Origin of the sequence: Saccharibacillus kuerlensis DSM 22868, assembly GCF_000378145.1 — a bacterium.
Taxonomy (GTDB): Bacteria; Bacillota; Bacilli; order Paenibacillales; family Paenibacillaceae; genus Saccharibacillus; species Saccharibacillus kuerlensis.
In genome coordinates this window covers 90212-102207 of sequence record NZ_KB899279.1, presented here as the reverse complement: position 1 = coordinate 102207, position 11996 = coordinate 90212, and the positions used below count along the sequence as shown (strand labels likewise).

Sequence of the window (11996 nt, the reverse complement as noted above, 5' to 3'; positions counted from 1 at the left end):
AGAAAAGCATCACTTGGGAAAAGGAGGGGACGCCGTGCAGCTTAATTCCTCTGAGCCAAACGAAAGATATAATGAAGGAAAGCCGGCGAAGAAGCAAACGGACCGGCAGGGAGACGGTCCGGGCAAAGAAATCCGGCCGCGGATTTTCGCGGCCGTACCGATCGGAGAAGAAGCGGCTGATGCACTCGCAGTATGGGCGAAGTCGGCTTTCGGCGTCGAGACTTTTCGCCGCTGGACAGATCCGCGGGATTACCATTTTACGCTAAAGTTTCTGGGCGATGTGGAGCAGGAAGATATTCCGGCAGTCGAATCCGCACTGCGGGAAGCGTTCTTGGGCGAGACACCGTTCGCGATGACCTTGGACGGCGCAGGCACCTTTGGGCTGCCGGAAGCGCCGCGAGTGCTGTTCGCCGAGCCGGAGGAGGGCTCGGCGGCACTTGAGCGCCTGGCTGCGGCGGCCGAGTCGGCGCTGGCGCCGCTGGGATTCGCGCCGGAGAAGCGCAGCTTCCGAGCGCATTTGACGCTGGCCCGCAAATATGCGGCGGGCCAGCGTCCTTTTGAGCCGGCGCTGCTCAAGACGGCTCCGGTACTATCCGCCGGTACCGTAGACCGGGCGGTGCTGTACCGGACGCATATGCACCAGCGTCCGATGTACGAGCGGATTGCGGAATTTCCGTTCGGCGGCAGTGGCACGTAAGCTGAACGGCGGGTCGATCCCATCTAAACCAGTCCAAACCAGTCCAGTCCCTTTAGTCAGACGGTTATGTTTGTTCGCTCTGCAGGCGCGGGAGACGCTGCTTCCACAAATTGCTCTCTATTTTGTGCAGCGGCAATCGGCACGCACAGCTCGCACCATCCGTTTTGCAGAAGGATACCTTTGTAACGTTCGACAGCCGGCTTATCGTCTACACGATAGCCGGCTTTTTGCAGCGCCGGAAATACAGCCGACCAGGCCGTTTGTACAGCTTCAGCCGTATGAGGGATGCAGAATACTGCATAGACTCCACCTTCAAAAGCTCCTTCACGGACGGGGTCTTCCGATCCGATCTTCTGATCGGTCACGATACAGGCGTCATACCGGCATTCCTCTGAGGGAGTGATTCGCGGATCATCCTGCGGAATACCCAGAATGATCGCTTCTTCATTTAGTAGATGATGATTACGCGCCCAGTCTTTTAGCTGCTGCATCGCCTGCTGATTACCCGGGCCGTAAGCTCCTTTTTTTCGTACATAAGCGATCCGGACGGGAGACATGGTTTCAAGCTCAAATGCGATTTTCATTTACTGTTATCCTCTCTGCAGCCTGCATGCGCTGCGATTCGACTCTAACATGCTATAAAATGATATTCATCAATTTATTATAAAAAATGGAAAATGATCAAATTGAAGACCCCGGGATTCCCAAGCCAGAAGGCGAAGGAGTCCCGGGGTTTAGTTGATCTAATGAATCTGCTGCATGTACTTTATATCATGTAGCCGAATATTTGTTTTAAAAGACTCAGCCGTTCAGTGCAGCTGTCAACAGCATTTGTCCACGCGGCTGATCACCTTGGGCATCCGGTTCCAATGTAATGGCTACCATGTCGTAATCGTCCGGCTGCATGGTATACGTAAGTGCACCATTTCCGCTGCCGGATTGGAACGTACCTGCATTGATCGGCTGTCCGTCCTTGATTAACCAGACCTGATAGGCCTCGCTGCCGCTGAGTGCTGGCAGATCCTCGGCCTGTACAACTAGACGCGTACCGGTATCGTCCTGCACCATAGCGGCCATGCCCGAAGCCTGCGGAGCATTCTCGCTGCCGACCAGCGGAACGGTACGCGCAACCTGAGCACCTACAGCAGGCTGTGTCGACATGGCGAGCTGCCGTTCCATGTCCGACGTTCGCTGTTCCATCGCTGTAAGGTTCGTGCGCATGTCATTCAATTCTCCGCGCAGCTGAGCCGAATAGATGCCCAGCAGTACAGCAGCCGCTGCCATAATCGCGGCTGCGCCTGCCCACAGGCTGCGTCCGCTGCGCGCACGGGCTGCCTTCCGTGACGTTTGCGCTTCCTCTACAGGATCGGTCTGTACGTTTTTGCGTCCGGCACGTTCGTCTATCCCAACGGAAGGGATCTCTTGTTCCGGCGCTTGAGGAGCATTTGTCTTTTGCTCTTTGGCATGCTGTGCTTTGCCGGACACATCCGCTGCAAGCAGACTGCCGCTTCCGGTGCGAACTTCTGCCGCTCTCCGAGCTTCTCCGGCTTCGATTCCCTGTCGAGCTTGTTCAAGCTGAATTTCCGTCTCATGTTCGGATCTTGTTCGATCTTCATGACGACTGCTGCTCCGAACGTCGGCGTCTGTCTGTTCGACGACCGTTTCTGTTCGGTCTGAATTGGACACCGTACCTGTGCCCAGAATGTTCCCCAGAATTCTTCCCTTCATTCCTGCAGGGGGGGCAGCCGGCTTGGCAGCCAAGGCCAGCATGCCTACCGTATCGCGCAGTTCGGCCACACGCCGCTGCTCTTCGGCATTATGCTGCAGGTAGGCTTCGTACTCGGCCGTTTCCGCTTCGTTCAGTCCGCCGAGCACATAAAGTTCGGCCCAATCCATCATGGATTCCTTGCGTTCATTCATACTCTCGATTCCCCCCTTTCCATTCCCGACAGCCGCTTATGCAGCTGTTTCAAGGCCAGTCTGACACGGCTCTTAACTGTTCCAAGCGGGATGGCGCAGCGATCTGATACTTCCTGCTGCGTCAATCCCTTATAGTAAATCAGGTCGATGACCTGCTGTTGTTCTTCGCCAAGCTGATCCAGCGCGGATCGAATCTGTTCCCCTTCCAGAGTTCGTTCCACAGCCAGCTCTGTATCTGATGTTTCGTCGATTACGGTATTCAGCTGTTCGTCTTCCACAGGGACGGCCGCTGCTCTTGCATTGCGCCGCCGGAGCATGTCGATCGAAATGTTGCGCGCCAGCGCAAACATCCAGGTCGAAAGCTTGCCGTGGGAAGAATCATATCGTTCCGCATTGTTCCAGATGCGCAAGAACAGCTCCTGTACTGCTTCTTCGGCTGCCATCGCGTCGTTCAGCAGCCGGTAAGCAAAAGCATACACGGGCCGCTCGTAGATGTCGTATAGATGTTCGAGTGCTCCTGCATCCCGATCGGCGATTCGCCGAATCAGCTGCAGGTCTTCCGCTTGTTCATTCATCCAGGAGCTCCTCTCGATTTTCTCCCTTCTATTATAACCTTCGCAAAATCTTTTGCTATGGATGACGAATAAAGAAAATAAATCGGTGATGTTTTTCTAAAAAAATTGGAAATTACTTTTACAAATGAATCCAAAATGTGCAATGTTAAAACCTGAAAATAAAAGGTGAAGAAGTTAGGTAACAGAATGTTTTAAGTTGAAAAAAGGATTGAGAAAGAAAAGAGAGAAGCCACGGATCTTTTTTTATTTTGGGTTTTTTGAATGACTCGAACAGCTAATGAGTTAGAGAGGAAAACCCCGTCGTTATGCTGAAATTTGAACAAATATACAAGAAAAATAAGTAGTTGAAATATGGTTTTGACAATCTATGAAAAGCCTCATGACAATGATAGTTTCATGAAAAAAGGTGAAAAAGTTCGAAGATTGCGTTATAATTGCGTTTGTGCATTTTTTAGAAGACCTCTTCCTGATATTAAAATTACCAAAAAACGCGAACATGCTTTCGGCAAAAAGCGGATTCAAACCGTTTTGGAACGGTTACATAGGAAGGGAGTATGCCGAGAGCTAGGAGGATATTTATGGAACAACTTAAAACTAATCGTTGGGTCGTACTGCTGATCGGTGTGATCTTGATTTTCATTTGTGCAGGGACTGTATGGGCGTCAAACGACGTTCGTCCGTCTAATGGGGAATCGGCAAGCGTTGGCATGGGGGCCTGCGAATTGACCGATGTCGCTTTTGATGGAGTCTTACATCCCGAATTTACGCTGAAGACAGCTTCTTTGACGTCGACAGAAAAATCGAAAGCAGAAACAACAGCAGAAATAAAAGAAGAATCGAAAGAAGAGCAGACAGCCAAATCTTTGACAGAGAAGCAGCAGGAAAACAGTCCGTCCGCCACTAAAGAAAAGACCGTGTCCGAAAATACATCCGACAAGGAGAAAGTGGCCTCTTCGAAAACGAATCAGACTACAGATGCTTCGCAAGACTCCGATAAACAGAAAGACATCCAAAATTCGAAGAATGCACAGAAGCAGAAAAATACCGAAGAAACAGTTGAAACCGTCTCTGTTTCTACTCAAAAGCCTGCAGCCGTGGCAACAGCCGATGACAATGCCGACCATTCGGTTACAGTCAAAACGGCAGCCATCAAGGAAGCGGCAGTGTCATCTCTAACTCCCCCAAAACAATTGTTCTTCACAAAAACAGCGCTGCTCAGCCAGGATCAAGCTTCCGAAGCGACCTGGACCTACGCACTGTCTAACGAAGACCTGCTTTTGCTGCAAAGAATCGTCATGGCAGAAGCGGAAGGCGAACCTTACGCAGGCAAAGTGGCTGTCGCCAACGTTGTCCTGAATCGGCTTCGGTCCGCCAATTATCCCGATACTATTCGAAACGTTATTTATCAGAGATACCAGTTTTCTCCCGTGCAGAACGGCCGTTTCGATCGCGTCGTACCTTCCGAAGATTCCATCAAAGCCGCAGCAGAAGCGCTGAATGGCCGAAAGGAAGTGCCGGATGATACGTACTATTTCGTGTCCTTGGAAATCGCGACCGATATGACAGTTCCGAATACGCGCACCCCAGTTAAGAAGATTGGACATCATACTTTCTTCAAATAAAATTTCTAAACGAAACTCAAACTCGGCAGCGGCTGCTCAAAAGAATCGATTGCGAATTTGGTATACATACTTTCACAAGTTATAATAAGGGAAAGGCGTTTATATCTTATTTCTGCAAAGACGGGACCTCTACGTCCAAATCAGTCTTGTCGATTGATGCAGGCCAATTCGAACGCGAAAGGGGCATTTCGTTTATGAAAATTACGTATCTCGGACATTCTGCACTGCTGGTGGAAGCGGAAGGCAAATCCGTCATTATTGATCCGTTCCTGACCGGAAACCCTAATTCCGAAGTCAAACCGGCTGATATTCGAGTGGATGCCGTACTGCTGACACATGCGCATAACGATCATTTTGGCGATACGATTGGGATTGCCAAAGCTAATGACTGTCCCGTTGTTGCGCCTGTTGAGCTTGCCAATTATTGTATGGAGCAGGGCGTTAAGACAGTCGGCATGAATATCGGAGGCTCGCATCAATTAGAGGGTATTAAAGTCAAATATACGCTAGCATTCCATAGCTCTTCGTTGACCGTAGACGATAAAGTGATTTACGGAGGCGAACCGGCCGGTATTTTATTGACAATGGGCGGTAAGACGCTCTATCATGCCGGAGATACTGCTCTATTCGGTGATATGAAAATTATCGGTGAGCTCAATAACATTGATATTGCGGCCCTGCCGATCGGCGATTTCTTCACAATGGGGCCGGAGGATGCCTTGATTGCGGCCAAATGGGTGGGAGCGCCAAAAGTACTGCCGCTGCATTACAATACATTCCCTGCAATCGAACAGGATGTGGAGGCTTTCTGCGCCAATCTTAAGGAAGCTGGTATTGAAGGAATCGCGCTGCAAAGCAAGGAAAGCCTTGAAGTCTGACAACTGCCTTGGAGCGAGTGGACATGTCATTAACGTAAAGGCTCCGCTTTAATGGTTGTGCAGAAGCGATCTTCTATCGTCTCCTTGTAAAGGTCCTGCGGCATTCCGCATGCAAATGGTCCTTTCCGCCGCAGCGGAAAGGACTTTTTTTGAGTAGATCGTTAACAGAATTAAAAATGGGTTGCGATCAAGGGAACGATATGATAGATTTAATTTGACCAAATGACCGTTTTGTAATTTTAGTCAAATATAGAGAAAAAGAGGAGGGGGAGTATGGCTGTTGTCGACCGCCGCGAGCAGGTACTGCATGCGGCTGCCCAGTCGTTCTCGCTGTTCGGATACAAAGCGACCACGATGGATCAGGTAGCGAAGATTGCAAATGTAGGCAAAGGCACAATCTATACCTTTTTTGAAAACAAGGAAGAGCTCTTTGATGAAATTTTGCTGGAGGCCATCCGTGAATTGCGGCGCAGAGCCGAGGCGGAAATTCATGCAGAACGTCCGTTTTTCGAAAATGTTTATCAGGCGCTGGATGCTATTCTGGAATTCCGGGAGGAGCATGATCTGTTCTTGAAGCTGTCGCAAGAACTGCGGGATATCGGGACTCCTCAGGCCAAAGCCGCTTTGTTCAAGGTTGAACGCGTAGTCTTGGAGTTCCTTGAACGGGTTATTCGCGAATCGATGGACAAAGGTGCTATTCGTCAAGGCAACGCTGAAGTCATCGCCTTTGGTATGCTGAAACTGTTTATTGCGCTGACTGGCGAATGGGAGATGCATCATAAGCCCATGACCAAAGAAGAATTGAAACGGCATATGTTTACTTTCCTGACTGAAGGATTTACTACTGCTCTTTGAGCAAATGAGGCGTTCGCCGTACGGAGACAAGTTCAACGTTAGGGTCTGTTCCGGATTCGATCTGGCTGAAGAGCTGTGGCAAGAGCGTCAGGCAGTTGCGCGATACACCACCTATATAATAGTAGATAAACAAAAAGGTTAAGCCGTAGACTCCAGACGGACATCCGGTTTGTTCTTCAAAACCTTTTCCGCAATCGGAAAAGGTTTTTTTCATAACAAATCGTAATACATAGAAATTACCGAACAAGAACAATAATTCGAATAGAATGAAAAACGTTTTTTGCACATTTTGCATCATTGCTTGGACAAATCGTCTCAGGCATAGGCAAAGAAGAAGTTTTGTCGTATAATGACTCAAAATCATGCCATTCTTATTTGAAAACGATGTGAGTGCACGGTTCTTCAATTTTGCACATCAATGCGCTAATGCTTCTCCGTGAAAAGTTTTTTTATCAGGCGGATAAAAGATTTAAATTGCGTGCTATGTAAGCTGAATGTTACAATGGGGGAACTAAAATCCAACTGCGAATCTGCAGCAGGGACGGCCGAGAGGTCGAATCGGAACCGACAACCGGTACGCCGTAAGGCTGCCGGAGCGCCGGATGACCGTTCGGCCGCCTTACGGTCGCCCTGCTGCGGGATGTGGAAGACTGCTTTTCGAACCCCAGCGGACCCCGCCCGGGTGCGAACAGGAGTCTGTTCTCTTATATACGAGGCTTTTCGGTGGCCTGCCGTACGCGAGCACCCTATCTCTTGTCGGGATGAACGAATTTCATTATAGAAAGGTTGTTTGATGAAATGACTGGATTGCCTCCGAAACAGGGTCTTTACGATCCGCAGTTTGAAAAAGATGCCTGCGGTATGGGCTTTATCGCCAATATCAAAGGAGTACCTGCGCATGATATTGTCGGCCGCGCGCTGACGATGCTTGAGAACATGGAACACCGTGGCGGTCAAGGCGCTGAACCGAACTCCGGCGACGGAGCGGGCATCATGCTGCAGGTTCCACACGAATTTTTTGCATCGCAGGATCTGGGATTCGAGCTTCCGGCCGCAGGAGAATACGGCGTCGGGATGCTGTTCCTATCTACGGACGATAAGGTTCGTGCCCGTCATGAGTATATGCTCGGCGAGATCGTTCAAGCTGAAGGGCAGAAGCTGCTAGGTTTCCGCACTGTGCCGACCGACGACAGTACGCTGGGTTATTCCGCTAAAGCGGCAAAACCTTGCGTACGACAAATTTTTATCGGTCGTGGAGAAGTAAACGGAAACGACGATCTGGCCTTTGAACGCAAGCTTTATGTGATTCGCCGCCTGGCCGAAATGTCGATCCGCTATGCCGAAATCGAAGGCGCCGAAACGTTCTATATTCCGAGCTTGTCGAGCCGCAAGATCGTGTACAAAGGCATGCTGACAACTGCGCAGGTAGGTCTGTTCTATCCGGATCTCCGCGACGAAAAGTTGACTTCGGCCATCGCGCTGATCCATTCCCGTTTCAGCACGAACACATTCCCGAGCTGGGACCGCGCGCACCCGTACCGCTTTATGATCCATAATGGCGAAATCAACACCATGCGCGGCAACGTGAACTGGATGCACGCGCGTCAGACACTGTTCGAAAGCGAAGTGTTCGGCCCAGATCTTGATAAAGTGAAACCAGTCATTAATCCCGACGGCTCCGATACGGCGATGTTCGACAACACGTTCGAATTCTTGTACTTGAGCGGACGTTCGCTGCCGCATGTGGCAATGATGATGGTCCCTGAGCCTTGGAGCAAGCACGAGACGATGGACGATACGAAAAAAGCATTTTACGAATACCACAGCTGTTTGATGGAACCATGGGACGGACCGGCTGCAATGGCATTTACTGACGGTGTGCAGATCGGCGCCATTCTTGACCGTAACGGCCTGCGTCCGGCACGTTATTACGTGACGAAGGACGACGAGATTATTCTGTCCTCCGAAGCGGGCGTACTCGAAGTGGCTCCGGAAAACATTTTGTACAAAGACCGCCTGCGTCCGGGACGTATGCTGCTGATCGACACGAAGGAAGGCCGGATCATTTCCGATGAAGAAGTGAAAGCGCAGATCTCGTCGGAACAGCCATACCGCGAATGGTTGGACGAGCATATGATCAACCTCGACGAGCTTCCGGATGCCCAGGAACCGCCGGCTCCCAAGCACGAGAATGTTACCCAGCTGCAGCTGTCGTTCGGCTATACATTCGAAGAGCTGCGCAAAGTTCTGGAGCCTATGGCTTCTACCGGTATTGAAGCGACAGGCTCGATGGGTTATGACGCGCCGCTTGCGGTGCTGTCGGATAAGCCTCAGCGTCTGTACAATTACTTCAAGCAGATGTTCGCACAGGTAACCAACCCGCCGATCGATGCGATTCGCGAAGAGATTGTAACGTCGGCTTCGACAGCGATAGGTGCGGAACGCAATCTGCTGATGCCGGAACCGGAAAGCTGTCGGATGATTGCGCTGGACACACCGGTTCTGTCAAATGAAGACTTCGCGAAGATCCGTCATGTACACCGTCACCGTCCGGGCTTCCGTGCGATGACGATTCCAATATTCTTCGAAGCCGTGCGAGGTGCCGAAGGACTGCGCGATGCGCTGGATGCTATGTGTGCGGCTGCGGACCGTGTGATCGAGAAGGGGCATAACATTCTGATTCTGTCCGACAAAGGCGTGGATCGTGAAAATGCCGCCATTCCGGCGCTGCTGGCCGTATCGACCATGCATCACCATTTGATCCGCAAAGGAAGCCGTACCAAAGTTACGCTGCTGCTTGAATCGGGCGAACCGCGTGATGTTCATCATTATGCGCTGCTGCTCGGTTATGGCATCAGTGCCGTGAATCCGTACTTGGCGTTCGAGACGCTGAAAGACATGATCGCGCAGAATATGCTGAGAGGCATTACGCATGAGAAAGCCGTCAAGAACTATATCAAGGGAACGACCAAGGGTGTTGTGAAGATTCTATCCAAAATGGGCATCTCCACCATCCAGTCTTATCGCGGCGCGCAGATCTTCGAAGCGGTCGGCTTGAAGCCTGAATTTGTAGATCGTTACTTCACCTGGACGCCTTCGCGTATTGGCGGTATTGGTCTGGAAGAAATTGCATTCGATACGCTGCTGCAGCATAATCGGGCGTTTTCGGACAAAGAAGGCATCGACAAAGTTCTGGACTCCGGCGGCGAGTATCAGTGGCGCAGCGACGGTGAACAGCATTTGTTCAATCCGCAGACCATCCACCTGCTCCAGCAGGCGGTGCGTACAGGTGATTACGAAACCTATAAAAAATACGCGCGTCTCGTTGAAGGCGAGTCGAAGCAGCATCTGACTCTGCGTGCGCTGCTCAACCTCAAGCCGGCGGGTGAATCGGTGCCGCTGGAAGAAGTCGAACCGGTAGAGAACATCATGCGGCGCTTCAAGACAGGCGCCATGTCGTTCGGTTCGATCAGTAAGGAAGCGCATGAGGCGCTGGCAATCGGTATGAACCGTGTCGGCGGCAAGAGCAACACGGGAGAAGGCGGCGAAGATCCAGCACGCTTTGTACCGGAAGCTAACGGCGATTCTCGCCGCAGCGCGATCAAACAGGTAGCGTCGGGACGTTTCGGCGTTACATCGAATTACCTGGTTAACGCTGACGAGATTCAGATCAAGATGGCTCAAGGCGCGAAGCCGGGCGAAGGCGGACAGCTGCCGGGCCGGAAAGTCTATCCTTGGGTCGCGGAAGTTCGCGGTTCTACACCAGGCGTAGGTCTGATCTCGCCACCGCCGCACCACGATATTTACTCGATCGAGGATTTGGCGGAACTGATCTATGACCTTAAAAATGCGAACCCGCGCGCGGACATCAACGTCAAGCTGGTCTCCGAAGTAGGCGTGGGTACAATTGCGGCAGGGGTTGCCAAAGGCCGGGCCGACATTATCCTTGTCAGCGGATACGACGGCGGCACAGGCGCTTCTCCGCAGGGTTCCATCCGTCATGCGGGCATGCCGTGGGAACTGGGTCTGGCCGAGACGCATCAGACGCTGATCCTCAATAATCTTCGCGACCGCGTCGTCCTGGAAACAGACGGCAAGATGCTGTCGGGCCGCGACCTTGCCGTAGCCGCGCTGCTGGGAGCTGAAGAATATGGTTTCTCCACAGCTCCGCTCGTAGCGGTCGGCTGCATCATGATGAGAGTCTGCCAGCTGGACACCTGTCCCGTAGGCGTAGCGACGCAGAACCCGGAACTGCGCAAGAACTTCACGGGCGATCCGGAGCATGTCGTTAACTTCATGAGATTCGTAGCGGAAGATCTGCGCGAGATTATGGCGGAACTTGGCTTCCGTACCGTTCAGGAAATGGTCGGACGCACCGACTGCCTCGATGCAGTGGACGCTTCGCATCATTGGAAGAAGAAAGGTCTGGACTTGACGCCTCTGCTGCATGTGCCGAGCCTTCCGGAAGGCAGTACGCCGTTCCGTTCGCAGACTCAGAATCACGGCTTGGAGCACACGCTTGATATGCGCGAGCTGCTGACAGCCGCTGCTCCGGCGCTGGAGCGCGGCGAGAAAGTCGAAGCCTCGTTCAAGATCACGAACGTAGATCGCGCAACGGGTACGATTCTCGGCAGCGAAGTGACACGCCGGTACGGCGCGGAAGGCCTGCCGGAAGATACGATCGTGCTGCGCTTTAACGGTTCGGCCGGTCAGAGCTTGGGTGCATTCGTGCCGAAAGGTATGACGCTCGAAGTGACGGGCGATTCCAACGACTATGTCGGCAAAGGGCTGTCCGGCGGCAAAATTATTGTTAAGCCGGACCCGAAAGCGACGTTCAAGTCTGAAGAAAATATCATTATCGGTAATACGGCGTTCTACGGCGCAACCGGCGGCGAAGCCTATATCAGCGGTATTGCCGGTGAACGCTTCGCGGTTCGTAACTCCGGCGTCAAAGTCGTTGTCGAAGGCACGGGCGATCACGGCTGTGAGTACATGACGGGTGGACGTGTCGTCGTACTGGGCGAGACAGGCCGTAACTTTGCAGCCGGTATGTCTGGCGGCGTCGCTTACGTCTACGACGGAGCGGGAGACTTTGTCAGCCGCTGCAACCTGGAGATGGTCCTGTTGGAGCCGCTGGAGAACGAAGCGGAGAAGGACGAAGTCCGTGGTATGATCGAACGACATGCCGAGCTGACAGGCAGCGGCGTAGCCAAGCTGATCCTTGACGGTTGGGAGCAGACTTCAGGTCGCTTCGTCCGGGTTATTCCAAAGGACTACAAGCGGATGCTGGAACAGATCGAGAAAGCAGAATCGACGGGTTTGAGCGGAGATGCCGCTCTGCTGGCCGCATTCGAAGCCAATATGCGCGAATTGGCGCGTACCGGTGGTTGATAGCTTGAACTTCATGCAATAAATGCATCATTTCAAAGTCCGTCTGTTTCTCCATAGG

General features: G+C 52.1%; 8 protein-coding genes. 5 read left to right on the top strand and 3 right to left on the bottom strand.

Translation table 11 applies throughout. From position 1 onward, the window contains the following. The first annotated feature begins 34 nt into the window (after positions 1-34). Positions 35-697 (top strand): RNA 2',3'-cyclic phosphodiesterase, encoded by a 663-nt coding sequence (gene thpR, locus F456_RS0105265; protein ID WP_018975953.1) that lies wholly within the window; start codon positions 35-37, stop codon positions 695-697. A 56-nt stretch (positions 698-753) separates the two neighbouring features. Here thpR and F456_RS0105260 read toward each other — a convergent pair whose 3' ends face one another. The 3 genes from F456_RS0105260 to F456_RS0105250 all read right to left on the bottom strand — a co-directional run bounded on the left by F456_RS0105260 (position 754) and on the right by F456_RS0105250 (position 3192). Beyond that, positions 754-1281 (bottom strand): AraC family transcriptional regulator, encoded by a 528-nt coding sequence (locus F456_RS0105260; RefSeq protein ID WP_018975952.1) that lies wholly within the window; start codon positions 1279-1281, stop codon positions 754-756. A 217-nt stretch (positions 1282-1498) separates the two neighbouring features. Then, a complete protein-coding gene (locus F456_RS23450) occupies positions 1499-2617 on the bottom strand; it encodes an anti-sigma factor domain-containing protein (RefSeq protein ID WP_018975951.1) in 1119 nt (372 codons plus the stop codon). After that, positions 2614-3192 carry an RNA polymerase sigma factor gene (locus tag F456_RS0105250; RefSeq protein ID WP_018975950.1) on the bottom strand — a complete coding sequence of 193 codons (579 nt, stop codon included), beginning with the start codon at positions 3190-3192 and terminating at the stop codon, positions 2614-2616. The genes F456_RS23450 and F456_RS0105250 overlap by 4 nt, the downstream gene beginning before the upstream one ends. Before the next feature lie 578 nt (positions 3193-3770). Between F456_RS0105250 and F456_RS23445 the strand changes: the two genes are divergently transcribed. From F456_RS23445 to gltB, 4 genes are all read left to right on the top strand, one after another. Further along, on the top strand, positions 3771-4814 hold the full coding sequence (locus F456_RS23445; protein WP_018975949.1) for a cell wall hydrolase: 1044 nt from the start codon (positions 3771-3773) through the stop codon (positions 4812-4814). Positions 4815-5008: 194 nt separating this feature from the next. Then, positions 5009-5692, top strand: a complete 684-nt coding sequence (locus F456_RS0105240; RefSeq protein WP_018975948.1) for a metal-dependent hydrolase — start codon at positions 5009-5011, stop codon at positions 5690-5692. A 273-nt stretch (positions 5693-5965) separates the two neighbouring features. Further along, on the top strand, positions 5966-6547 hold the full coding sequence (locus F456_RS0105235) for a TetR/AcrR family transcriptional regulator (protein WP_018975947.1): 582 nt from the start codon (positions 5966-5968) through the stop codon (positions 6545-6547). Positions 6548-7345: 798 nt separating this feature from the next. Beyond that, positions 7346-11938, top strand: a complete 4593-nt coding sequence (gene gltB / locus F456_RS0105225; RefSeq protein ID WP_018975945.1) for a glutamate synthase large subunit — start codon at positions 7346-7348, stop codon at positions 11936-11938. Positions 11939-11996: the final 58 nt, after the last annotated feature.

Coding starts and splice junctions, on each gene's coding strand:
- F456_RS0105260 (WP_018975952.1), bottom strand. CDS start 1,281: ATGAAAATCGCATTTGAGCTTGAAACCATGTCTCCCGTCCGGATCGCT.
- F456_RS23450 (WP_018975951.1), bottom strand. CDS start 2,617: ATGAATGAACGCAAGGAATCCATGATGGATTGGGCCGAACTTTATGTG.
- F456_RS0105250 (WP_018975950.1), bottom strand. CDS start 3,192: ATGAATGAACAAGCGGAAGACCTGCAGCTGATTCGGCGAATCGCCGAT.
- F456_RS23445 (WP_018975949.1), top strand. CDS start 3,771: ATGGAACAACTTAAAACTAATCGTTGGGTCGTACTGCTGATCGGTGTG.
- F456_RS0105240 (WP_018975948.1), top strand. CDS start 5,009: ATGAAAATTACGTATCTCGGACATTCTGCACTGCTGGTGGAAGCGGAA.
- F456_RS0105235 (WP_018975947.1), top strand. CDS start 5,966: ATGGCTGTTGTCGACCGCCGCGAGCAGGTACTGCATGCGGCTGCCCAG.
- gltB (WP_018975945.1), top strand. CDS start 7,346: ATGACTGGATTGCCTCCGAAACAGGGTCTTTACGATCCGCAGTTTGAA.